The sequence below is a fragment of the Streptomyces sp. LUP30 genome (genome assembly GCF_001746365.1).
Taxonomy (GTDB): domain Bacteria; phylum Actinomycetota; class Actinomycetes; order Streptomycetales; family Streptomycetaceae; genus Streptomyces.
The window spans coordinates 127,637-151,597 of record NZ_MJAJ01000014.1; the positions used below are offsets into that span (position 1 = coordinate 127,637).

General features: G+C 70.0%; 18 protein-coding genes and 2 pseudogenes. 10 read left to right on the forward strand and 10 right to left on the reverse strand.

Features of this window, described 5'->3' with window-relative positions:
* The first annotated feature begins 55 nt into the window (after positions 1-55).
* Both BG482_RS43935 and BG482_RS43450 read left to right on the forward strand, forming a co-directional pair.
* Positions 56-1,984: a hypothetical protein gene (locus tag BG482_RS43935; RefSeq protein ID WP_176741378.1), complete on the forward strand. Its 1,929-nt coding sequence runs from the start codon at positions 56-58 to the stop codon at positions 1,982-1,984.
* The gene (locus BG482_RS43450; protein WP_069769432.1) at positions 1,981-4,569 is read left to right on the forward strand and encodes a tetratricopeptide repeat protein; all 2,589 of its coding nucleotides are present in this window, start codon (positions 1,981-1,983) and stop codon (positions 4,567-4,569) included. Before BG482_RS43935 ends, BG482_RS43450 begins: the two co-directional genes overlap by 4 nt.
* On the opposite strand, the gene BG482_RS14615 is transcribed toward BG482_RS43450, so the two are convergent.
* On the reverse strand, positions 4,545-5,138 hold the full coding sequence (locus BG482_RS14615; protein WP_069769433.1) for a hypothetical protein: 594 nt from the start codon (positions 5,136-5,138) through the stop codon (positions 4,545-4,547). The genes BG482_RS43450 and BG482_RS14615 overlap by 25 nt on opposite strands.
* A gap of 88 nt (positions 5,139-5,226) precedes the next feature.
* Positions 5,227-6,066 carry a PHP domain-containing protein gene (locus tag BG482_RS14620; RefSeq protein WP_069769434.1) on the reverse strand — a complete coding sequence of 280 codons (840 nt, stop codon included), beginning with the start codon at positions 6,064-6,066 and terminating at the stop codon, positions 5,227-5,229.
* 160 nt (positions 6,067-6,226) lie between these two features.
* On the opposite strand from BG482_RS14620, the gene BG482_RS14625 reads away from it, so the two are divergent.
* Positions 6,227-7,141, forward strand: coding sequence for a macrolide 2'-phosphotransferase (locus tag BG482_RS14625; RefSeq protein WP_176741379.1), 915 nt, complete (start codon positions 6,227-6,229; stop codon positions 7,139-7,141).
* A 52-nt stretch (positions 7,142-7,193) separates the two neighbouring features.
* On the opposite strand, the gene BG482_RS14630 is transcribed toward BG482_RS14625, so the two are convergent.
* On the reverse strand, positions 7,194-9,863 hold the full coding sequence (locus tag BG482_RS14630; RefSeq protein WP_069769436.1) for a tetratricopeptide repeat protein: 2,670 nt from the start codon (positions 9,861-9,863) through the stop codon (positions 7,194-7,196).
* 163 nt (positions 9,864-10,026) lie between these two features.
* Between BG482_RS14630 and BG482_RS14635 the strand changes: the two genes are divergently transcribed.
* From BG482_RS14635 to BG482_RS14660, 6 genes are read left to right on the forward strand one after another with little or no spacing between them, the layout of a single operon-like run.
* Entirely contained in the window at positions 10,027-11,082 is a 1,056-nt protein-coding gene (locus tag BG482_RS14635; protein ID WP_069769437.1) for a lysine-2,3-aminomutase-like protein, read from the forward strand.
* Positions 11,079-12,206: a hypothetical protein gene (locus BG482_RS14640; RefSeq protein ID WP_141746595.1), complete on the forward strand. Its 1,128-nt coding sequence runs from the start codon at positions 11,079-11,081 to the stop codon at positions 12,204-12,206. Before BG482_RS14635 ends, BG482_RS14640 begins: the two co-directional genes overlap by 4 nt.
* Entirely contained in the window at positions 12,203-12,916 is a 714-nt protein-coding gene (locus tag BG482_RS14645; RefSeq protein WP_069769439.1) for a trans-aconitate 2-methyltransferase, read from the forward strand. The genes BG482_RS14640 and BG482_RS14645 overlap by 4 nt, the downstream gene beginning before the upstream one ends.
* Positions 12,913-14,154 carry a hypothetical protein gene (locus BG482_RS14650; protein WP_069769440.1) on the forward strand — a complete coding sequence of 414 codons (1,242 nt, stop codon included), beginning with the start codon at positions 12,913-12,915 and terminating at the stop codon, positions 14,152-14,154. Before BG482_RS14645 ends, BG482_RS14650 begins: the two co-directional genes overlap by 4 nt.
* Positions 14,151-14,705 carry a hypothetical protein gene (locus BG482_RS14655; RefSeq protein WP_069769441.1) on the forward strand — a complete coding sequence of 185 codons (555 nt, stop codon included), beginning with the start codon at positions 14,151-14,153 and terminating at the stop codon, positions 14,703-14,705. The genes BG482_RS14650 and BG482_RS14655 overlap by 4 nt, the downstream gene beginning before the upstream one ends.
* Positions 14,705-16,474 (forward strand): hypothetical protein, encoded by a 1,770-nt coding sequence (locus tag BG482_RS14660; protein WP_069769442.1) that lies wholly within the window; start codon positions 14,705-14,707, stop codon positions 16,472-16,474. Before BG482_RS14655 ends, BG482_RS14660 begins: the two co-directional genes overlap by 1 nt.
* Here BG482_RS14660 and BG482_RS14665 read toward each other — a convergent pair.
* A complete protein-coding gene (locus BG482_RS14665; RefSeq protein ID WP_069769443.1) occupies positions 16,420-17,202 on the reverse strand; it encodes an alpha/beta fold hydrolase in 783 nt (260 codons plus the stop codon). The genes BG482_RS14660 and BG482_RS14665 overlap by 55 nt on opposite strands.
* Before the next feature lie 105 nt (positions 17,203-17,307).
* On the opposite strand from BG482_RS14665, the gene BG482_RS14670 reads away from it, so the two are divergent.
* Positions 17,308-18,312 carry an NUDIX hydrolase gene (locus BG482_RS14670; RefSeq protein WP_176741380.1) on the forward strand — a complete coding sequence of 335 codons (1,005 nt, stop codon included), beginning with the start codon at positions 17,308-17,310 and terminating at the stop codon, positions 18,310-18,312.
* A gap of 29 nt (positions 18,313-18,341) precedes the next feature.
* On the opposite strand, the gene BG482_RS14675 is transcribed toward BG482_RS14670, so the two are convergent.
* From BG482_RS14675 to BG482_RS14690, 6 genes and pseudogenes are all read right to left on the reverse strand, one after another.
* Positions 18,342-19,409, reverse strand: a complete 1,068-nt coding sequence (locus tag BG482_RS14675) for a tetratricopeptide repeat protein (protein ID WP_069769445.1) — start codon at positions 19,407-19,409, stop codon at positions 18,342-18,344.
* Complete coding sequence (locus tag BG482_RS14680; RefSeq protein WP_069769446.1) at positions 19,406-21,673, reverse strand: NB-ARC domain-containing protein; 2,268 nt, start codon at positions 21,671-21,673, stop codon at positions 19,406-19,408. Before BG482_RS14680 ends, BG482_RS14675 begins: the two co-directional genes overlap by 4 nt.
* Before the next feature lie 772 nt (positions 21,674-22,445).
* A pseudogene (locus tag BG482_RS14685) lies at positions 22,446-22,739 on the reverse strand (transposase); the annotation flags it as partial.
* A gap of 177 nt (positions 22,740-22,916) precedes the next feature.
* The gene (locus tag BG482_RS43940; RefSeq protein WP_176741381.1) at positions 22,917-23,087 is read right to left on the reverse strand and encodes a hypothetical protein; all 171 of its coding nucleotides are present in this window, start codon (positions 23,085-23,087) and stop codon (positions 22,917-22,919) included.
* Positions 23,088-23,108: 21 nt separating this feature from the next.
* Positions 23,109-23,276 carry a hypothetical protein gene (locus BG482_RS43945; protein ID WP_176741382.1) on the reverse strand — a complete coding sequence of 56 codons (168 nt, stop codon included), beginning with the start codon at positions 23,274-23,276 and terminating at the stop codon, positions 23,109-23,111.
* 465 nt (positions 23,277-23,741) lie between these two features.
* Positions 23,742-23,961 (reverse strand): annotated as a pseudogene (locus tag BG482_RS14690) (XRE family transcriptional regulator); the annotation flags it as partial.

The following is a 23,961-nucleotide window of genomic DNA, read 5'->3' on the forward strand; positions in this document are numbered from 1 at the left end:
TACGGCTGGCCGGGAACCCCTATGAGAGGCGGTCCCGGAAAGTAGAATCCCGCCCATGCCTGACCACGCCGGCGCCCGCGATGACAAGCACGGAGAAGCGATGGAAGAGGGAATCGTCGGAGACGCGCTCGCGGCAGGGCTCGATGCGTCGGCCGTCGAAGCGCTCACCGAGATGGCGGCGCTGCACAAGCGGGACTACGAGCTCGACCGGTGGCTGGTGAACGGCCGGAGCCGGGCCCCCGTGGCGATCGTCCTCGAGACGGACCATCGGACCCTGAGCACGCGACGTCTGTTGCTCAAGGTCCCCATCACCGACGACACGACGACCCGGCTCACAGCGACGGAGTACGCCCGGCATCGCGACGCCTACGCCGAGGCGCCGGACTTCGCCAAAGAGCACCTGACCAAGCTCGAAGGGGACCCGATTCGGCTGGGCAAGGGCCGCTTCATGACCCTCCAGGAGATCGCGGGCGACGACATCGAGAGCGTCGAAGTGCTGACGGTGCTGCTGAACTCGATGCTCGGGATACCGGCCGGGGACACCACCGAGATCCCCTGTACATCAACGGACTTCGCAGAGATCTGCGGCGCGGTCGTCAGCGGGGTGCTCCAACCGTGGAACGGTCGTCCTCGCAAGGCGCGACAGGCGTTCACGGTGGCGGAATTCCTGGGCCTGCACATTCAGGACCAGTTGGAACCCGGCGGCCGGTTGCACGCCTTGTCCATGGAGCACCGCACGGACCGTATCGAGATCGCTGGCGAGCGGCGCCCACTGGTCAACCCCTTCGCGCTGGCCAGAGGCGCGCTCTTCGGCGATCGGCGGATCGTGCGCGGTCTGGTCGGACGCACGCACGGCGATCTGCACACCGACAACGTCCTCGTTCGCGTCGATCCGGCCATCGACGCCGAGAAGTTCCACCTCATCGACCTCGCGCTCTACGAGCCCGACGGCCCCGTGACCCGCGATCCGGCGCACCTGCTGCTCTACGTCCTCGCCCGTCGCATGGACACGCTGTCCGCCCCGCAGCGGGAGGCCTTACTGGACTATGTGATCGCACCGGACGAGGCGCACGCCGGACGGCTCCCGGGCTGGCTGGTCGAGGTGATCACCAGTATGGACCGTGCGTTCCTCGGCTGGTTGGAGGGCTCCGGCCTCCAACCGGAATGGCGGCGGGAACGGCTGCTGTCCCTGGCCGGGTGCGCGATGCTGTTTCTCGGGCGCAAATCCACCGACAGGGCGGATCACCCCTGGTTCCTCCGGCTCGCCGCCCGGGCGGCCGACCGGTTCGTCGGTATGCCGGGCCTTCCCGCCCCCGATCCGGAATCGGCCCCGCCGGTCGCCGTGACTCCGCCCGCCTGGCGCACGCTGCCCGAACCCCTCCCGGTGGCCTGGATCCCCGATCTCGTGCGGCCACGCACGGCCGCGCGCACGGCCGTCGAACTGCACCTGATCCCCCACCCGCCCGTCGAGCGGCTGGCCGTGACCCGTTGGGAAGCGTTGAAGGAGGGTCTCGTGGCGGCGGGCCGCGAGGCCCGGTTGTTCACGGAGGACGAGGAGGTCCGGCAGGAGGGTCCGGCCGCAGCCGTCGGATCCTCGGGCGCGGGGCTGGCCGTGACCCGCAGCGGGCAGCGTTCGGCCTGGACCGCGCTGCCACACGACGATTCGGGCGCGATCCTCGATCGGGCCGACCTGGCGATACGGCTGCGCAGACTGCTGGACGCCCTGCTGCGCGTACCGGCACCCGCACCCGAAGGATTCGGGATCGCCCTGGGCGTCGAGACCGGGGGTCTCGTCGTCTCCGAGGGCCCGGCGCATGCCGTGCCGCACGAGACGGTCAGATCCCGCAGCTCGGCCGGTCCGCTGAGGCTGCCCGCCGACGGTGTCCTGGCCCGGCACGAACTGGTGCGTCGGGGGAGCGCGGTGGCCGACGAACTGGTCGAGAGGCTTCTCTTCACCTTCAGGCAGGGGAGGGTCGAGCGGTGAACGCCGGCTACGAGAGCGACATCGCCGACCATCCCGCTTCCCGAGTCCTGTACACCGCCTGGGTCGCCGAGGACAGGAGCGAGCGGACAGCCCTTGTCGAGGGGCTCGAACCCCCCGGAGCGGTGGCGCTCCGCAGCCGATACCGGCATCTACGGGACCCCGAAGCGTCTCCCGGACCCTGCGATCGCGGACTGTCGTTCGCCGACTGGAAGGCGAGCGTCTCCCTGGACGACCAGGGGGACATGGCCGTGCGAGCCAACGACTCCGTTGCGGCCACCAGGATCTTCACCGAGCTGCTCGGTCACGAGACCTCGGCGTCGCTGCGGGTCGTCACGGTGAACGCCCGAGTGGGGCTGGGCGACGTCGCGTTCGCCGTGGGCGACATCGAGAGTGCGGCACGCGAGTACGAGGCGGCCTTGGAGATCGCGAACACCGACGGCTACCGGTTCGGTCGGCTCCGCGCCCTGGTCCATCTCGGGCACGTCACGCTGATGGCACACTCCGCCGGGACCGCCCGCACCAGGTTCGAGGAGGCGTCGGAGCTGGCGAACGCCCTGGGCGATCCGCTCTACGCGGCGAACTGCGCACTCGGGATCTCCGAATGCGCCGAGCGCCTCGACAACCTCGAAGCATCGGTCGCGCACGCCCTGCGCGCATATGCGATGTTCACGGAGGTTCGTTCCCCGATCGGCGAGGGCAACGCGGCCCTGCGCGCCGCGGTCGTCCTGCACCGCCTGAAACGCCGCCCGGAGGCCGGGACATGGTACAAGCGGGCACACGAGGCCTACACGGCCGCGGGCAATCCGATGGGACTCACCAATGCGTTGAGCGGTCTCGGCGACGTGCACCTGGACGCCTACGAGATCGACGACGCCGAGCGCCGCTATCAGGAGAGCCTGAACGCCGCCGAATCGGCCGGCCTGCGACTGAGCCGGGCGCACGCGCTCCAGGATCTCGCCCGGGTCTCCAGGGCACGCGCCGACTGGAAGGACGCGGTCGTCCGCTTCCGGACCGCCCTCGCGGCCTACCGCGATCTCGACGACATCCTGGGAGTGAGCAAGGCCTACCACCGTCTCGCCGAGGCCTATGAGGAACTGGGCAGGGGCGATGACGTGCTGAGCGCGTGCATGGATGCGCTCGTAGCCGTCGAGGAGTACCGGGCGACGCACAGCGACGACCGCTCCCAGCGCGAGTACCGCGACAGGTTCCGAGGCGTCTACGCCGGGGCGCTCGACGCCGCCACCCGGCACGGCTCGCCGGCCGCTTTCGCGGTCGCGGCCGACTGCCTCGCGGGGCGGAGGCTCGCGGGGCTCTTCGAGGAGGCGGCCCGGGCGACGACGGCCTCCGCCGAGCTGAACCTGCTCCAGGAGCTGCTCGTCCGTGCCGATCAGAGACTCATCGGGCATCGGCGCGGCGCCGCCGGCCGGACATCGGACGGTGAGGCGCCGTCGGCGCGCAGGGAGCGGATCGTCAGGCTGCTGGGTGCCGTCGGGGTCAGGCACGGGCTGGTTCCCCAGGCGGAGGCATCGCTCGAGGACCTGCTGGCCACGGTCTACCTTCCGCCGCGGGACGAGGGAGACGCCCTGCTCGACGCGCTCCCGCGCGGCTGCCACACGGTGCAGACGCTCCTGGACCCGAGGGATCGTCGTCTTCTCCGCTGGCTCTGGCGCGAGCCGGACGGCACCTGCCACCTCGGCGTCACGGAACTGGCCGACAGCACCGTCGAGATGCTGGAGCTCCTGGGCGGTGACGGCGACGAGCGGGCCGACCTCAGGCTCGATGACCTCGCCTCTCTGCGCGACATGATCCCCGCACCGGTGGACGAGATGCTGACCGGGCAATCAGGTGCCCGGCTGGTCCTCATCCCGGTGGGGGAACTGTGGCTCGTGCCCTGGGGCGCTGTTCCCCTGTCGGACGGCCGGGTCCTCGGCGAAGGCGCGGCCTATGTGCTCTGCCCCTCTCTGACAGTGCAGAGGCAACTCGCGGCACGGGGAAAGCCGTCCACCCCGGCCGGAGCCCGTCAGGTGGACCTGTGGCGCAGCCCGTTCGTCCGTCACCACCGGCTCTCGGCCTTCCAGAACGATTCCCACTGGGACGTGACGGTGCTGAGCACCCCGGCGCAGGCCAAGCAACGACTGAGGTCGGGCGGACAGGCCATGGTGGTGGCCGGCCATGGACGCCCGACACCGGGCCTCGGGCACTATCTGGAACTCGACCAGGACGAGTGGCTGCTGCCGGTCGACCTGGTGGGCGCACGCTCCCCCGATCTGCTCGTGTTCATCGCCTGCTGGGCCGGTGCCATACCGGGGCACGGCCCGACGGACCCGCTCAGCCTCGCCACACTGGCACTCGCCGCGGGTTCGTCCGAGATCATGGCGACGGTCGGTGAGCTGGCCGACTCGGTCCCCGCCTCGCTCTACGTGGAGCGCGTGCTGGACACGACGACCGGGGCGGCGCTGCCGGACGCCCTTCTGGCGGCCACCCGTTGGATGCTCTCTCAGGAGGGCGCCCGATCGGAGCGGGTCCACCACTGGGCGCCGGTGGTACCGCTCGGCACCTTCTATCCGGCCCCGTCGATGGCGTAGGAACCGGTGGCCAGGTCCAGGCTGAACCGCAGGGGCCGCTCGGGTTCGGCCTGTCTGCGGGTGCTGACACCGAACTGCCGATGCGTGAAGGTGACCGAGGCGTCGATCGTCCCCGTGACCAGGGTGGGACGAAGCGGCGCCTCCAGTACGGCGGCGGCGAGCTGAGCGGACGGCGCGAAGCCCGCTCCGTCCTGCCGCCCGGAGAGTACACAACTCAGCTGATTGCGGCCCACACCGAAGGTACGGACCTCGACGGTTTCGTCGGAGGAGGTGCAGGAGACCGTCACGGCCCGCACATCACAGTCGAAGCTCAGCCGCACCATGGCCTTGACGTATCGCTGCCCGCTCTTGAGCTCTTCGAGGTCGAACGGCAGATGAAGGGCGGTGAAGCGACGCTTCCGCAGATCGGGACGGCGGGTGACCGGCTCGGGCAGCTCGTCGTCGCCGATCGGCCCGACGGTCGGGTGACCGAAGGCGACCCCCGCTTCCCTGAAGAAGCGGCTGTCGCTGCCCAGGACGGGCTCTTCCACGAACAGGTCGAGTACGGCCGCCGCCGCTGTGCCGGGCAATGAGGCTTCTCCTCTTTCCTGCCGAGGATCCCCGCCAGGGGCTGAGGGCCCCATTATGTCGGTCACTCGACCGGGGAGCGGCCGATCGTCAACTCCGCCGCCAGAAGTCGCTGGTGTTCCGTCCGGGGCGGAACCCGCAACCCTCGGCCAGCGCGCCCATCCGGGCGAAGTCGCGGGCGACCTGGCCGGGTTCATGGGCGTCACTCCCGAAACTGATCCACTTGCCGCCGCACTCACGCCACCAGCGAACGATCAGGGCGTCCAGCGGAACAGCGGTGTTGATCTCGAGGACCCGGCCCGCCACGGCGAGCGCCCGCAGGACACCGCGGAACTCCTCCTCGAAACTGCCCGGATCGAAGGGACCCGCCTCCGCCGGCCAGGCGCGGACAGGGTAGTCCAGGTGGCCGAGCACCTCGAAGGCGTCCGACCCCTCCACCATCGCCAGCGCCTCGGCCAGGTAGTCGCGCAGGAGTTCGTCGGGCTGGCGGAGCCCGTGGAGCCGTTCGACGACCAGAGCATGCGGCCCTTCCCTCAGTGAGTGCACCGATCCCAGAACACGATCGAAGGTGCCGCTCCGGAGGATGTTCTTCACCTCCGTCGAATGCCAGTGAGGCTCTCCGAGTTCGAGTCCGGAAAGGATGCGCAGTCCGGGAAATCGAGTTCGGCATTCCTCGATGCAGGAGAGATATCCCATGACGTCGAGGGGAGGCGGAAGAAGCGTACCGTCGGCGCGTACCATTTCCTGGTACTTCTCGGGCATGGTCGCGATCGCCTCGGGCGGGATCAGCCAGGCGGTGAAGTCGGTGTGTTCGGTGAAGGCGATCGACCGGAGCCCGAGGTCCACGGCCTTTCGGCAGGACGCCGTCATCGACCCGGCGAGGCAGTCCCAGGACCATTCCGTATGGACATGACTGTCGGTGGGGAGCATGTGCCTATGCTGGCAACGGAGTTCGGATCGAGCAAGGATTCGCCCTCGTGCGGCCTTGTACGGCCTTGTCCGGACCTCACGGAAGGGAAAGCCGGAAGTGCGCGCTCGGGCAGACTGGGAGGCGCGGAGAATCAGTGAACAGGCCGGGAAAGGCATCGACATGCAAAGGGATGAGGAGATCTCCTGTCTCCTGTTGGAAAGCGCGCGTCGCCATGGGCTCGTCCTGCGGGAGGAGACCGCCGTGCCGGACGACACCGGATGGGATTTCCACGTCGTCCGCGTCCTCGGGCGGGATGGGACGGCGTGGATCCTCCGGCGGGCGCGCCGGGCGGATCTCGCGGCGGCGATCGAGGCGGAGTCACGGGTGCTCCGTCTCGTCGGACCGTGCCTTCCGGTGGCGGTGCCGCAGTGGGCCGTGGCAGGCCCGGACCTGATCGCCTACCCGATGCTGCCCGGTGAACCCGCGGCCTCGGAGGACGTCCGCACCCACGAGCTGCACTGGAGGATCGACCGTACCGACCCGCCGGAGCGTTATGTCGACGCACTCGCCCGGCTGATGGCGGTGCTGCACGGGACGGACCTGCGAGAACTCAGGGACACCGGCATCCCCGTACGTGGCCCGGACGCGGTCCGGGAAGTCTTCCGAACGCGCCTGGAGATCGGCCGCACGGAACTGGGCATGCACAAGAGCTGGTGGGACAGGGGCCTTCGCTGGCTGGCGGAGGACCGACTGTGGTCGCCCCAGGCCGTGTTGATCCATGGCGACCTGCACCCCGGGCACACGCTCGTCGACTCCGACGGTGATCTGACCGGTGTGCTGGACTGGACGGACGCGGAGATCGGCGATCCGGGACAGGAATTCGTCGAGGCCGCCCGCAAGTTCGATCCCCCCACCTGGGACCGCCTGATGGAGGGGTATCGGCGCCATGGCGGCCCTGCCTGGCCCGGACTGCGAGAGCATGTGCTCAACGCGATCGCCTTCGCCCCGCTGGCACTCGGCGTCCTCGGGCTGACGAGCAGCCAACCGCGCTACGTCGAGATGGCCAGGCAGCGCATGGGCACGGCGGAGGCCTGAACCGTGTCATCACGCCGCGGGAACCCCAAGACGGACCGTACGTCTCGGGGGCCTAGGCACGATGCCGGCGTACCGCGGCGAGGGTTTCCTGCGTCATGACGGTGGTGGGATGACGGAGTCCGTAGGCGCGTTGCCGATCCACCAGTACGTCGGTCAGGGCCTCCTCCGCCTTGTCCAGTTCACCGAGATCGAACAGGATCAGCCCGAGCCGGTAGCGGCTTGCCAGGGTCGCCCGGTGAGCGTTGCCCAGGATCCTGCGGCGCCGCTCGACGAGGGACGTCGCCAGTTCCTTCGCCTCCTCGATCCGCCCGGAGTCGTGCAGCAGATCGGCCAACGTCCCGAGAACGGACAGGGTTCTGGGGTGGTCCGGGCCGCGAAGCCCGCTGTTGGTGTCGGCCAGTGCCCGCAGCTCCTCCACCACCCCGGTGTGCTCGCCCAGGCGGTAGCGCGTCTGTGCCAGGTAGTGGCGGGTCACCAGCGTCGCCGGATGTTCCGGGCCCAGGTGCTCGGTCCTGAGCGCGAGGACGCGCTCGTACACCTGTCGTGCGGCGGAGTGGTTCCCCATGGCGCTCAGATGATCGGCGATGCTGTTGTGGCTGGTCAGTGTGTCGGGATGGGTCACGCCGAGGATCCTGGACCGTACGCGGAACGTACTCTCGAAGATAACCCCGGCCTCGTCCAGCATGCCCCGTCCGAGCAGGGTCCGGGCGAGGTGGTGCCGCGAGGTCAGCGTGTCGGGGTGATCACGGCCGAGACGTCGCTCCCGAAGTTCCACCACCTCGCGGAACTCCTTCTCCGCCTCACGGAGCCTGCCCTGGTCGTAGTGGAGCCGGGCGGTGTCGTGCGTGACCGCCAGCAGACGCGGGTCGTCCGGGGACAGGATGCGGGCCGCGGTGGCCCTGACCCGGACGTAGGCGGCCTCGGAGCGTCCGAGATGACCGACGGCGCGCAGATATCCCGCCGCTCGGTTCGCGAGGTCCACGGCCGAGGGTGGGGCCGCCGGAGGTTCCAGACCATGGTCGTCGATCAGGTCGAGCGGTGCGGCACAGTGGTCGGTGAGCAGGCTCCAGCGCGCCCAGTCCTGCGGGAGTTTGGGATCGCTGTGTTCCAGCGCCGAGCTGAGCAGGGCGACGGTCAGGGCGACGAAGTCACCGCTCAGGGCGCGGACGTCGACGTGCCACCGGGAGACGTCCCGGACCACGGGGTGCAGCACGAGCAGCCGAGTCGTCCCGCCTCCGCTCGGCTCCCCGGCCGACGACGTGGTGAAGTCGAGCAACCCGAGTGCTTCGAGCCCACGCAGCGTCTCCCAGGTCAGCCTGGGGGACAGCGGGCCGAACAGCGACGAGGCCGAGATGGTCTCCGCGCTCAGGACGAGTTCGTAGGGAACGGGCGCGGAGCCGAGGCAGGCAAGAAGGTGTAGCACTCTGCGGGCCTCGGTCAGGCCGCGCTCGGCGAGCAGGTCCAGTGACAGCTCCCAGGTCCGGCCGACCGTCACGTGCTCCGGCCTGGTCGGAGGGGTTCCCGCCTTCGCCGCCAGGAGTGCCGCGGGTTCTCCTCCCCGGTCCAGGACCTCCAGGTAGCTTCCGAACCCCAGGGGAAGGTCGGGTGTGATCCAGCTCCGCGGCATCTCGGCGATCTCGGCCAGGTAGCGGCCGGCGAGGACCAGGGCCAGAGGGAGCCCGCCGAGCCGCTCGGCGAGCGCGGCGGCCTCAGCCTCGGCCTCGGGATCGCCCCCTCGGCCCGCGAGCTCGATGAGCACGTCCGCACCGAGGGCCGGCGGCAGGCATTCGACCTCGTGCAGCGCGAGCCACGACGGGGGAGGGGCACCCCAGCTCGACTCGCTTCTGTCGCAGCTCGTGACGACGATGGTGCCGAGACTGTGCGCCGCGTCCCGCAGCCACCCGGTGCCGTCGGTCACCGGACGTCCGTTGAGGGAGAGCGCGCCCGGCGGGTCGTCGGCGTTGTCCAGGACCAGGAGCCACGGTTCCTCCAGTCCTTCGAGCAGCCGCCACACGATGTCCTGAAGGCTGCCCAGACGTAACTCGTCCGGGTCGGCGCTCAGTTCCATGGCGATCGACAGCATCCCTGCCGTGAGCACCGCGACGTCGTCCGCGACCAGCCACCAGATGCGAACACCTGCGGCGAGGGCGGCTCGCGCCGCAGCCAGAGCCACAGTGCTCTTGCCGCAGCCCCCGAGCCCGTGCAGGACGTGGACGCTCGGTTCGTCGCGCAGCAGCGAAGAACTCTCCATCGCGGTGACGAGCACGCCCACCAGGGCTTCGCGGCCCCGGATCTCCGGGTCCCCGCCCAGCCGTCCCACCGGAGGACGGGTGGAGACCGAGACGAGCCGGGAGCCGTCGGCGATCAGTGGTGACGTCGAGGGCTCGGGATACCCGGCCTGGTCGGTCTCCGGCTCGCGGGTCTCCTGGCCGGCGCGATCGTCGGTCGCTCGCTTGACCCGCCAGTAGGCCCGGTGCCATTCCTTCAGCTCCCCGGGATCGGCGACCCCGCAGATGCGGAGCAAGCGCAGCAGCAGGCCCGGCGGTTGAAGGCTGGGGAGGTGCGTGCCCGCGAAGTAACCGCCGAGTGTGCTGGCCGGAATACCGAGCTCGCCGGCGAGGCGCCGGATGGTGTGACCGGAGGCGTCCTTGACGAGGGTCAGTTCACGACCGAAGTCCTTGCGGGTCGCGATGCGCCGGGGATCGGGAAGGTCGTCAGGCAAGGTCAACCGCCAGGGCAGATGCGTAGGGCTCCCCGGGCAGCATAGCGAAGGCCGGACAACGGAGTTGTCCGAACCTGTCTGGACCTGCGACATCGCCCTTGAGCCCACGCGACGCCCGGCGGTCCCCTGGAAGCGTCGGCAACGAGCGGAGGGCGGAAGCGACATGACAGGTGACCGAACGACGATCCGAACCGTGGACGGCCTCGTGGCCGCCGGCCTCGCCTCGGACGAGGCGGCCCTGGAGGAGGTGGCCCGGCGGTACGCGATCGCGATCAGCCCTGCGGTCAGGAGCCGCCTGGGGCACGGCCCGGGCGACCCGGTCGCCGCACAGTTCGTGCCCACGGCGAGCGAACTGATCGAGTCCGCCGAGGAGTTCAGCGATCCAATCGGCGACGACCGGTTCAGCCCGGTGACCGGCGTGACCCACCGTTACCGGGACCGCGTCCTCCTCAAGCCCCTGGGGATGTGTCCCGTCTACTGCCGCTTCTGCTTCCGGAGGGAGGCCGTGGGCCCGGAGCACGGCGTCCTGCCGGAGGGCGATCTCGCGGCAGCCCTCGACTACGTCCGCGACCACGAGGAGATCTGGGAGGTCATCCTCACCGGCGGCGATCCGTTAATGCTCCCGCCCGCCCGCCTGGACCGGATCCTGGACGGGCTCGACGCCATCGCCCATGTGCGGGTCGTCCGGATCCACACCCGGGTTCCGGTCGTCGCTCCGGAGCGGATCCGGCCCAGGCTGCTGTCCGTCCTCAGACGCCGTACACCGGTCTGGATCGTCCTGCACTGCAACCATCGCCAGGAGATCGGTGACGAGGCGTCGGCGGCGCTGGGGGCACTGGCCGACCACGGTATCCCGCTGCTGAGCCAGACCGTGCTGCTCCGAGGCGTCAACGACAGCGCGAGTGTGCTGGAGGAGCTCTTCCGGAAACTGGTCGAGCACCGGGTCAAGCCCTACTACCTGCACCACGCGGATCTCGCCCGCGGGACGGGGCACTTTCGCACCGGCATCGAAGAGGGCAGGGACCTCGTGCATCAGCTGCGCGGCGACGTCTCGGGACTCTGCCAGCCGACCTACGTCCTGGACATACCGGGTGGCCATGGAAAGGTACCGATCGCCGGCACCTCCCTCGAACGCTCGGCGGACGGCTCGTATCTGGTGACGGACCGCGGGGGAGCCCGTCACCGCTACCCGCCGGTGCCGAAGGAGTCGGAGCGGTGAGGCCCGCAGCAGTGCGGCTCGCCATCGCCGCCCACCCGGCGGATGCTTCCGTCTCCCGCGTGCTCTGGCACCTTCCCGAGGTGAGTGCCGGACGCGTGCGCCGGACACTGGACCGGGCCTTCGCCACGGACGCGCAGACCCCGACCGCGCGCCGCACGAAGCTGTTCGTACGCGGTGCACTCGCCGGACCGGCGGCGTGGTCGGACGGGCGGACGGCGGCCGGAGCGGCGGACGACCTGTTCGCCTGGGCCAGCGCCGCTCAGACCTGTGACCGGACGCTGTTCCGCGCCCTGGTCGGCGGGCTGGAACCCTGGTTCGCGACCCGGGGGCTGCCGCAGGGACGGGTCGAGGCGGAAATCTTCTACGGCCGGTATCGGCAGACGCCGGGGGGCATCCACCGGGAGGCCTGCTCCAACCTCCACCTCGTCGTCGAGGGCGAGAAGGCCATGGACTTCTGGACCGAGGACGCCTGGCCGCCGAAGGGAACGGTCGTCAGGGAGGACAGGGATCCCGGGAGCGGAGCTCAGGAACAGTACCTGCCCGGCCTGGATCCGCGAGACCACCGCGACCGGGCCGAGAGCCTCACGGCGGCGCGGGAGCAGGGCTTCGCCTGGCAGGCGGGGACCTGGCACGTCGGCCGCTCGGCAAACGGCCCCTCCCTCGCCTTGAACGTGGCCGCCTACGGGCGGGGGCCGGCGCGTCGGGGACCGGTGCTGCGCTCCTGGGCGGAGCGCTTCGCGGGCGAGGTTCCGGGTGACTGGCTGGAGGAGTACCGCAGTCATCTGGCCTCGGACGGCAGCGCCGGAGACCTGCTGGCCACGCTCTCCGGACTCGGCATGAGGCCGCCGGCGCAGACATTCGCCGGGGGGCCGCCCGTGCGCACCGCCCGGGTGCGCGGCCCGGCACGACTGGAATCGCCGGTGCTCTGGTACGGCGATGGCCGGGGCCTGTGGGTCGCCGCGCTCGGAGCTTCGGTCCGGGTGCCCGATCGCGCGGACATCCGCGACTGGCTGACCGAAGGGGTGCTGTGTCCGGACGGGGGCCCGGACGTTCCGGCGGGCTGTCGCACGGTCGCCGGGTGGCTCGCGGAGCAGGGGGCGTTGACCGTGAGGAGCGGAACATGAGTACCGGTTGGGAGGACGACGACACCGCCCTGTTCGTGCGGTACGGGGACGCCTTCGTGCCCCGCAGGAAGGAGCAGTTCGACGTGGTCTGCGACCTGCTCGCCGAAATGCCGCGGCCGGACGTCCTGGAGCTGGGCTGCGGCGACGGCAGGCTGACAGAACACATCCTGGGCCGGCTGTCCGAGGTGCGCGTGACCGCGGTCGACGCCTCGGCGGGCATGCTCCGTCTCGCCCGGGACCGGCTCGCGGTCTTCCCGGGACGCGTCACCCTGCGCCATGCCGGTATGGAGGACCGCGGCGCCATGGCCGACGGCCCTTACGGAGCGGTCGTCACCTCGCTGGCGGTCCATCATCTCGATGACCGCGCCAAACAGGCTCTCTACCGGCTGGTGCGCGCTTCGCTGGCACCGGGCGGGTCCTTCGTGATGGCCGATCTGGTGTTGCCGGTGGGCCGGGGCCCGCTGGCCGTCGCCGCCGACCGCTGGGACGCCGAGGTCCGTGCCACGGAGCCCGAGGCGACCGCTCCCTTCGAGGCGGCCCGATGGAACACCTTCAGGTTCCCCGATCCCGTCGATCGCCCTTCCCGGGTCGGCGACCACCTCGACTGGCTGGCCGGGGCCGGCTTTTCCGACGTCGATGTCTGCTGGGTGTACGCCGGGCACGCCGTGCTCCACGCCCGCCGCTCTGAACCCTCCGAGGAGACCACATGAAGGAGGCCGTGGTGAGCAGCCGGACCGTGCTGGGGAATCTGGTCAACGATGTCATGATCGAGAACGCGCCGCCGTCCTACGCGCGGACCATGGCATCGGTGACACCGAGGAAACTGTGGCTCGCACGTCCGGACGACTGCCTGGTCGTGCTGGCACCCTGCAGCCGGTCGTTCCGCGACTACGTGGAACGGACTCTCGGCATCGACCTCGGGCGGATCGACCTGGTGCAGCCCGAGGAGATCTTCACCGGCCACGCCCTCGACCTGGTGGAGCACAAAGGCGCGGTGGAGAAGGTGGTGTCACGGTCGCAGCTCCTGCCCTTCGTCCTCGACCGCAGGACCGTCGACTTCGCCGCCCGGACCGGAACCCCGGTCGCCGGCTACCGAGGGATCCCCACGGAGAGGACGGTGCGCGCCGTCCGCGAGATCAACACCAAGCGGGGGTTCCGCTCGATCGCCCGGGCCCTCGGGCTGCCGGTCGCGGCCGGCGGTCACGCCGCGACCCTGCCGGAACTGTGCGCGCGAGTGGAGGACTTCCTGAAGAAACGTCCAGCGGCCATCGTCAAGATCGACCGCTCGTCCAACGGGTACGGGACCGTGGTCGTGCGGGCCGACCATCCGAGGTCCCCGACCGATCAGATCACCGGAGTCGTGGAAGCGGACGAGCGCGGATGCGGGTGGGTCTACGAGGAGTTCCTGGACTTCGTCTCGGTGCCCAGCGTCGAGATGATCGTCGAGGAGCACGGGCCCGTGCCCTTCTCCAGTTGCGATCAGAGGACCGTGAACAACGCCTGGACCGGGATGACGGCGCCCGCCGATCCGCGGGGCGCCGCGGTCGCGCACGAGGCGGCGCTCGCCATCGGCTCGTGGCTGCACGGTGAGGGCTTCCGTGGCGTTTTCGACGTGGACTGCTGTCTCCTCGCGGACAGTCATGTCGTGACGGAGGCCAACGTCCGTCGTACCGGCGGGACATATCTGGAGGAACTCGCGCGCCGTCTCACCGGCGAGGCGTCGCCGTCCTGGCTCGCCGACGTCCGCCAGGGGCGTCGCGGCCCCGACTTCGACACCGCCGTCGGCGCCATCGAAGCCGCCGGTCTCGCGAACGGGACCACCAGGGTGGTCCTCACCGCCGACACCACCGAGATCGACGGCAGATGGCGCTACCTCGTCGTCGGCGGGAACAGGGCCGACGTCCTCGACGCGGAACGGCTGCTCACCTCGATCCTGGGGCTGACATGACACTCCACTCGTCGCTCCACCCCGGTATCAGCAGGATCCATGGTTCCGGGATCATCGCCCTGGCCGACATCCCTTTGGGCACCGCCCTGTGGGCACCCTGCCCGCGCTGCCGTGTCATGGACACCGGCAGCCAGCGCACCGCGCCGCCCGCGGTGATCGACTGGCTCCACGAATACGGCTACCGGCGTGCCGACGCCGGTCTGCTCACCCCCTGCCACGGTGCCCACCTCTTCAACCACTCATGCCGGCCGGCGGTGCTGGACCTCGGCCTCTCCGTGGGGATCGCCGTCGCCGACATCCGCCGAGGCGAGGAGGCCTGCTGTGACTACCGGACCTTCCGCTTCGACGAGCCGTGGGCCTTCGCGTGTTCGTGCGGAACACCGGCCTGCGAGGGGGTCGTCGAGTCCAGCCGACGGCGCATTCCCGACCGGCTCACGCACGAGTGGCGGACCAGGATCGGGGCGGCGCTCGAGGCCGCCGGCCGGGTGCCTCAGGAAATCATGATCAGGGCGGGCGACATCAACGGTCGCCAAGGACGGGAGAGCGCTTGATGGGCGGCGCCAAGCAGGGGAAAGCCCGGTTCCGCGCGGACGACCTGTTCCAGGAACTGCGCCGCGAGGCAGGGCAGGACCGGCCCGCCTACACGACACTCATCCGGCTCCTCACCGTGGGCGGCCGACTGCCCTACGCGGACGCGTCGGCGGGTCTGACCGAGCGCGAACGGCACCTGCTCCACGAAATCATGGGGGACGAACGGCTACGGCTGTCCGTTCCGTCCGCCGAGGACGGCGATCTCTTCGTCGCCTACTCACGGCAGGGCAAGCTGTCCCTTCTCCTGCGCGACGAACTCGACGGGACGCCGGAGGCCGACCTTCTCGCGACGCTGCGCCTGGATGAGGCGGCGAGGGAACGGGCGGAGGAACGCCACACCGCCTGGCGGCAGGAAGAACTCATCGAACAGCGGGAACTGGACCGGATACTCCACGCATGGGAGAAGGAGGGCACGCTCACCGAGCGCCTCGGACAGGTCGTCGACTGGATCGACCGGGTCGAGACGGTTCTCGTCTATGTCGGCAGGCGGATCTACTCCAGGTCCGACGCGGCCAGCAACACCCTGCTGCGTGACAGGGTCCTCGCGGGACTTGCCGACGTACCCGTCGCCGACTGGCCGCGGGCCGACCGGCTCTTCGTGGCCGCGGCCCACTTGCTGTTCACCGCCGGAGGGCCGATCTGCTTCGAGGAGTTCAACGGGCGGCAGCTGAGCGCCCTTGGCCTGAGGACATGGCTGGTATCCCGTCTGCGCCGCTACGCGGCGTCGCTGGGCGTTCCGGTCCAGTCCGACACGGCGGGACGCCCGTTTCAGGAGCTCGCGATGGAGACGGCCTCGCTCAGGACCGCGGTGAACGCCTCCGCAACGGTGTGCTTCCGCCGGATCTCCGCGCCGGCCTTCGGGAAACGGGAGGTCCTCGCGAAGGTCCCCGCCACGGAGCGGGCCCACGCCCTCCTTCCTCCGACCCTCGGCGACCTGGCGCGCGGGATTCCCGCCATGCGGAACCCCGCAGGACTGCCCGCCGAAGCGGTGGTCTCGCGAGCCGTCGTGGAGCTGGCGGCGGAGGGAGGAGACGTGGAAGAGCTGCTGGCGTCGATCGTCATGGCGGCCGTACGGGATCTGCGGGCCGACTACGGAATGACCAGCGCCGTCCGTGATCTGACGCGGCTGCGGGCCGTGGCCCCCGACCGGACGTCCGGAGTGCTCGCTCTGCGCAAGCCCGACTTCTTCTGCTGCGTGCTCCCGCATCCCGACTTCGCCGGGCGGCGGCCGGAGCACGAGCTGGTCACCTTGCTGTGGTCGGTCAGTCAGCGCATGCAGTACAACCGGTGGCACTTCGTCCCGGGCAACTTCACTCGCGCGGAGGTGCCTGTCGACCGGCACTACTTCTTTCCCCCGACCATGCCCGACCTCGCCGAACACGCCCACCTCTGGCACGGCGGACATGTCGCCGCCGGTGTCCGCCATTCGATCAGGGCGCCGGGCGCACAGCTGTGGCGCGAGCCGCTCGCGGTGGGAGGCAACCACTACCGCGGTGGGTACGACATCCGTGTGGTCAGGACCGACGGGCCGCCCTTCACACGGGCTGATCTCTGGTCCGCCGTCCGCTACAGCGGCCTGGTCGACGCGTTCTGGCGTGCGGTCGCCGGCCTGGACCGTCCGCCGGTGATCTTCGGGTTCGACAAGGGATGGTACTGGTCCGGGGAGTGGAGGCGTCACCTCGGACCGGGCGCGGCCGACCGGCTGCCGGCACGGGAGTCGTCGAGATGACGCGCGATGAGCTCGGTGCATACATCGGCGCACTCCAGAGGGAGCAGATGTCCGGCGCCGGGCACGACCGTCAGAGCGGCCTCGGGGATACGGTCGGCCAGAAGCCTGGCGATGACATGGAAGTCGGGCAGATCGTGCTCGCCCACGACGACCGAGGTCCGTGCCGTGATCCGGTGCAGCCGGCCGACGGCGTCGAGATCGGCCTCCCGGGGGTCGTCCGCACGCCAGTGGAAGCCGGTGTAGTCGGCGACCATCGCCTCGACTTGTCGGAACAGGGCGGGCGAGGACCGGATCCCGCCGAAGACGTCGTGCGCGAGCCATGCGGCGCGCATCGCCTCGAGGGTGTCACCCACGGGGTCCCAGTCGAAGGAGAACCGGTGACCCCCGACGTCGCTGCCCAGCAGACAGAGAGACTCCACCCGCTCCGGATGGGCCGTCGCGAAGTTGACCGCGATCCTGCCTCCCATCGACAGCCCGACCAGATGGGTCCTGGCGATCCCCAGATGGTCGAGCACACTCCGCAGATCGTCGGCGGGGCAGTAGAAGCCGGTGGGGACCGATGACCGTCCGAATCCCCGGCAGTCGTAGGCGACCACCTGGAAGCGGCTTCGCAAGCGCTCGATCTGCGGGTACCAGAGACGGTGGTCGAGGGTGAACCCATGGAGGAGGACCAGAGCCTCACCCGTGCCTGCCGTCCTGAAGAAGAGGTGGCCTCCGTTGTGCTCCACACGGCCCGTGCCTCTCGCGGGCCTCATGCCTGCGGCCCGGGTGCGTGGGACTCACGGAGCTCCGGGGCGACGGCCCGGAAACGCGAGAGTGAGGAGGGAGCTGTGGTGCAGTCGGCAGCAGGAGCGTCGTACCGGGAGAGGGCGGCGCGGATACTGAGAGCCGTTCCACCGATCTCGGAGCCGGCCATCGGCCCGGCGGAACTGGCGCGGCGTGCGGGGCTGGACGAGCGGGACGCTCCCCGAGCCGAGGCCGCGATGGCCGTGCTCGGGGTCCTCGGTGTGCTCGAGCTCCGGACGAGCGGGCAAGGGGAACCGCTGTTCAGGGCCGCGACCCCGATCGCGCACGGTTGCATTCGAAGTCTCGCGGAGCACCTCGACCAGGGGATGGCGGTCTTCCTCAACTGGGGGAGGGCCGAAGCCGGCGCCGATTCATCGGCCGACGGTTCGGCGGTCCTGTCGGGCCCCCGGTTCCTGTTCGCCATGGAGAGCCGCCGCTTCGCGGAGACGGGGACCTCCGCCTCGCCGCTGGCCGCTGCCGAGATCGCCCAGGTCGTCATCAAGGAAGGAGCGGCACCCGGAGGGGAGAGCCGGTATCTGGTGCAGTACGACGCACGGTCGCGCCAGTACCAGCTGATCGGCGGCCATCGCCGCCCGGACGACGGGACGATCGAGCACACCGTCATCAGGGAACTGGAGGAGGAACTCACCGACTTCTCCTTCCATCAGGACAGCGACACGGTCACCGTTCTCCGGCGGTTCGAACGGCTGGCGGTCTCCCGTACCTCGGGGATTCTCACCCGCTACCGCATCGTGCTCTTCCATCTGCGGACCCGCCGCGAACGGATCGTGCTGGGGCCCGCCGACCGTTGGGTCAGCGAACGTGAACTGAACAGCGGGAGGGCCGACGACGGCAGGCGCATCCTGTTCTCGGCGCTCACCGACCTCGCCGGCGGTCTGGCGGGGCTCGAGCCGGCCGTCCCGGCCGTCCTGGCCGCCCCGGCCGGCGCGGGGCCGCCCCGCTGGGGTCTCGTCCGGCGGCATCCCTGGGAGGCGATGGGACTGGTCCTCGGGCTGCTCGGACTTGCCGTGTCGATCCTCCAGTTGCTGTGACCCGCCGCCGTGAGACCGGCCGGGGCGGTTCACGGACCGGCCGCCAGGGCGCGGATGTCCTCGTCGACAGGGAGCCCGTGCTCCCGCGCCAGTTCCGCCGCGAACACGGCGGCGGCGCGGGCGGCCTGGGTGTCGCCCAGGCCGGTATGACAGCGGGCCATCTCCGCGTGCACCTGCATACCGGTCCGGCGATGGCCACTGGCCGACAGCCTTTCCCAGGCGCGTACGAGAAGATCCAGGGCCTCCGTGAAGTTCCCGCAGTCGCGTTCCAGGATGGCCAGATTGGCGATCCCCAACGCCTTCCCGTGCTCGTCCCCCAGTTCCTCCGCCGAGGCGATCCGACGATGCAGAAGCTCCCTGGCCTCTTCCAGCCGACCGAGCCTGCGCAGCAGCGACGCCTTGTTGGCCATGAGGCGTCCGGAGCCCAACGCGTCACCCACTTGCTCGAAAGCGGACTGCGCCGACTCGTATTCGGCCAAGGCCTCGTCCAGGCGACCCAGACTCTTCAGGGCGAGACCCGCGTTCATGCGGGAGTTCCCGATGCCCCGGAAATCTCCTGCCAGGCGGGCCAGTTCACGTTGGCGTGCATACAGGCCCAGCGCGTCCTCGTACCGGCCGGTCTCGAGTGCGATGTTCCCCATGTTCCCGACACACTGCGCCTGCCCCATGACGAAGCCGGTGCGCTCGTTGAGAGACATCGCGCGCAGTTGTAGGCGCAGCGCCTCGTCGTAGTCTCCCAACGACTTGTGCGCCAGCGCCAGATTGCCGAGATGGGCCGCCAGGGCGCGCTCGTCCGCGATCAGCTCGGCCGCGGACGACGCCTCGCCGAGGAGTTCCCTTTCCTCGCTCGGCGTCATCCTCAGCGTGATGAAGAAGGTGCCCACGTCGACGATCCGGCTCAGCAGCTCCGCGTACTGCTGGTCCGACCGGCTCAGCCGGATCATCGAGCGAATCGCCTGGGCCACGTTCTGCCAGTCGTCCTCGACACTGAGCGCGGCGCGGCGCATGTCGCCCAGGTCGGAGATCCTCCTCGTCCGCTCCAGGAGCCCGAGGAAATGCCTGGCGTGCCGGATCTCGGCCTGTCGCAGCAGGGTCACGGCGCGGACTCCAGGAGGTCGCGGGCGTGGGCCGCGAGCAGGCTGTGCAGCCAGTACCGGTTTATTGAACTCGTGGGCTCCAGCAGACCCCGGTCCAGCAGCCTGCGCAGCGGCCGCCAGATCTGTTCGGACTCCCAGATCGCGGCGATCGCAGCGGTGTCGAAGGTCGCCGGCTTCGCCGCCATGACCCCGAGCATCGCGAACCGGTCCCGGTCGGCCGGGTCCAGGAGCGAGGTGCTCTGTCGGAGCAGCGCCTCCACCGTGGGCAGTACGCCCTCCTGGGCGTCGAACCGGTCCGTGGGTGCACGCGAGGCGAGCACCGATCGCAGGGAGAGCACGTCGGCGACGATCGACGACAGGTCGAACCCCCGTCTCAGCTCGGTCTCCAGGAGGCGGCCGGCCACCCGGATCGCCAGCGGTGAACCTTCCAGCTCACCGAGGATGCAGGCCGCCGTTTCCGGGTGCTCCCGCGTCATCCGCGGCGCTGTCCTGCGCAGCAGATCCCCGGCGGACTGTTCGTCGAGCGGCCCGACCACCACGATCTCCGACTCGTCGTGGGCGAGGAGTTCCGCCACGGAGGTGAGTCTCGTGCCGAACACCACGGTCGACCGCGGACCACCCACGTCGAAGCACAGGGCGTGCTCGACGTCCCAGACATCGTCCACGATCAGCAGCGCGGTTCGGTCCCGCAGCAGCCAGCGCACCTCCTCGGCCAGGTTCTGCCGGCTCGCCGGGGTACCGCGTTCACCCACCAGCCCGTCCCGCCAGGACTGCAGACAGTCAGCGAGGGACGGTGCCGGTCCCAGCGCTGTCCACAGCACGTGATCGAACGAGTTCCGCACGGTGGGGTCGTTGGCCAGGGCCGCCAGCAGCGTCGTCTTCCCGATACCGGGCAGACCGCGGATCACCTGGCGGACCGGCCGTGCCACGGTGAGCGAGGCCAGCAGTTCGCCGACGAGTCCGGACCTGCCGATCATGGACCATGGTCGGGTGGGAAGGACATGCCGCTCGGACGTTCCCCCCGGGCAGACGGGCGGTGCGGTGACCGGGGTGGCACGGTGGTCGACGACCGGGACCAGGTCCATGAAGCGGCCGACGGCGCTGGCCGCCAGCCGCAGGAACCAGTCCCGTTCCTTCGGCCGGTCCGAGGTCGCGCCGGTGAACCGCAGCGCGGTGCCGACCAGCGACAGCAGCCATTGTCGGCGCCATTCCGGCTGGAGACCGGATCCCTTGAGCCACCGGGCGCAAGCGTCCGACACCTCCGTGAGAACCGCGGCCAGCCAGCCGGGCAGCATCGCCAGCCGGCCCTGCTCGGGCTGGACCAGCGCATCGATCAGGGCCGACCGTTCCAAGTCGCCGAGCACTTCCAGGGCCTGCTCGGTGATGTGCAGGACGAGTCCGACCGGATCGCGCGTCAGCGCTCCGTCCGGCTCGTACCGGGCCAGATCGAGCAGGTGGAAGAGCGTTCCGCAGAGGCTGGGCCGCACCCGTACCAACACGTTCTCGGGACGCAGGTTGCCGTGCGCCTTTCCGGCGAGCACCCGTACGGTGACCTCGTCACCGTAGAAGGCACCCTCCAGGAGGGCGAACGGATTGGGTGCGCGGCCGCCGTCGCCGTCCAGGGTGATCCAGTCGCCGGTGTGCGTCGCGGACAACTGGTGCAGCACGGTCCCGGACTCGATCCGCTCCGGCAGGTGCCGCCGGACGAAGTCGGCGACGCTCAGCGGCCGAGCGGCGGTTCGGGGACGTTCGACCCATTCATCGAGAATCCCGCCGACCAGCTGACCGCACGCCCGCGCGAACTCCCGGGGATCACACGGGGTCCGGCCGCCGGGGGAGGCCGGTCCGCCCAGCATGGTGCGCAGCAGAACCCCGAGCGCCTCGACGTCCTCGGAGTCGTCGCCGGCGATCGTCTCGAAGACGATCCACGAGCCGTCGTCGACCCGGATCGGTTCGTTCACCAGCGCGGACAGATGATCGGCTGCGAAGGCGACCGGCGCCTCGTCGTAGGCACGGCGATGCCTGGCGAAAGCGGCTTCGCCAAGGGGCCCTTCCCCCTTCGGAACCACCTTCAGGACGAGGCGGGTGGTCCGCTGGTCATCGGTCTCGAAGACGATCGCCGACCGTACCCGGTCGCCGCCGCCCGACAGCCAACGGTCCAGCTCGTAGTGGCGCCTCAGAAGGGTCGCCGACTCGTGGAGAGCTTGTGCCGGCAGCGGCCCGAGGCCCGCAGCAAGATCAGGACCAACGTGCGGACCCCGCATCGCACCTCCCAGCGCCTGCCGTGCAAGCTTACCGTGCGGCCTCTGGGGGTAGGGGAGTTGAGCGGCTGAGAGTGACGCGGGTCAGCGATGTCCGGCCGTCGCCAGTGGTGACCCCACCCGGTGAGCCGTGCCGTCGGCATCGACGTAGGAGCTGTGGCGCCTGGACCGGCAGGAACGCTGCGGATTCCGCATCTGCGAGAAACCCGACAGCAAACCGCTGCTGCCCCAGGGCACCACGGCGTACAAGAAGCACCCGTACCACGGCGACCGCTACGAACTCCTCGACCGCGACCAGCGCAACCTGTCCTTCGCCAAACCTCGCAGCAACAACGCCTCGAGGAGACGGCCGGTCACCAGGGTTGCCGTCATCTTCGACGGCCGCTCGAAGTCACCGATCCCGACCTGCTGCGCCGCACCCTCGTCCAAGGCCTGCGCAAGGCCATGGCTTCGGCTGCGGCCTGATGACCCCGCATCCCCACCCCTGACACCGTCGGACGAAACCGGTGACGACCGTCGGCTGGGTGCCGAGCCCACGGCTTGCGGCGATAGCGTCGGCCAGGCGCTGCATCGCAGGGAGCGGCGCCTCCTCCCGCTGCACCATGTGGTAGAGGCCGCCGTACTTCCGGCAGAGGCGGCGCAACAGGAAGCTCTTGCCAGTACGTCGTCGGCCGTAGAAGCCCGACGGCGGCAGCACGCGTTTCACTGCTCGTCTCGACGCGCTCCCGGGCAGGGTCGTCGTGGATGGTGTCGGGGGGTGCCCGTATGGGTTTCGTCAACCTGTGGGGGCGGGTTGGGGTTCGTAGAAGGTGCCGTCGCGGAGCATCGCGAAGAGCACGTCGGTTCGTCGTCTCGCGAGGCAGAGGAGGGCTTGGGTGTGGTGCTTGCCCTGAGCGATTTTCTTGTCGTAGTAGGCCCGCGTGACCGGGTCGGCCAGGGCCGCGAACATGGACAGGAAGAAGGCCCGCCTGAACTGCTTGTTTCCACGCCGGAAGGGTTGTTCGCCGCGGATCGACGAGCCCGAGCTGCGGGTCGCTGGAGCGAGTCCGGCGTAAGCGGCGAGGTGGGCGGGTCGAGGATGGCTGGTCGTATAGGACGATGGTGGTCACCTCGCCGCCTCGGGAGCCCGCGTGGTGGCGGTGACGGCCTGGTGGGTGCGGGTGAGGTGGCGTGGACGAGGGCCCAGGCGGCCAGGTCGTCGTCGGCGGGCTGGTCGAGGATGTGCTTCTGGGCCGCCCCTCGCCAGTCAATCGGCGGCGTGCTGCGGCATGCCGACGCTCCGATGGTCCTCGATCGCCTTCAGCTGTCCGGCGTCGACGTGCTCGCGCAGGCACTGCGATAACTTCGGAAAGCGGCCGGTCCGGTCCGCGGCAGGCGGCGTCCGGCGGACGTCGGCGTGCTCCAGGAGTCCTGACATGCGCTGCCCAACGCCCGCAAGTCATGAGCCGTCACCCAGAACGTGGGTGACGATCGCTCGGGCCGCCCCCGAGGACAGGCCGCTGATTGCTGCGGCGGCTCCCTTCTTCACAAACTCCGCTCGGCTGGGCGGTGTCGCCTGCTGCTGCGTCGCCGGGACCTGCTGCTGGTCGCGCTGCTCGTTGCTCACTGATCCTCCAAAGGCTGGTTGGGGGGCGGGAAAAAGTGCCCTCCCCGGACAGGGACAGAGCGGGGTGGGGCCGACAGTGACGGGCGAGTGGGTTAGCGGCGCAAGGCACCAACGAGGCCGTCAGTAAGCGGGTCTGTAGGGAGCGCTGACCTGCGCATGAAGAAGCCCCCACCGAGGCGGCGAGGGCTAAAAGAGCACGTCAGGGGCTTGCGTTCGGTAACCCGTTTCTGCCCGCCAATGAAGAAGCCGCCACAGAGGCGGCAAGGGCTAAAGGAGCACGTCAGGGGCTTGCTTCGGTGACGCGTTTGTCCTGGCGGGGCGTCGGCCGGCCTCGCAGCCGACCCTTTCCGGATGCTCCGTCAGGCATGGTGCTCAGTTCGCCAACTCGACCGCTCACTCGCCAAGTGAAGCGCTCAGTCACAGCAGGCCCGGTGCACCCGGCCGGGTCTGCCGTCTGATGGAGGTTCAGTAGTCGAGGTCGAGGTAGTCGATGTCGTTGAGGGTGACGTCGGTGAGTCCTTGGGCGCGGTTTCCGCCGTCTTGGAAGTACACGTCTTTGAAGCCCTCGGCGATGATGCCGCGCATCTGCTGGTCGCCGGCTCCGGTGTTGCGGGCGTCGAAGAGGCGTTGTGCGTACGCCGGGGGGAGGTGGACGGTGAGGCGCCTAAAGCGTCCGTCGTCGGTG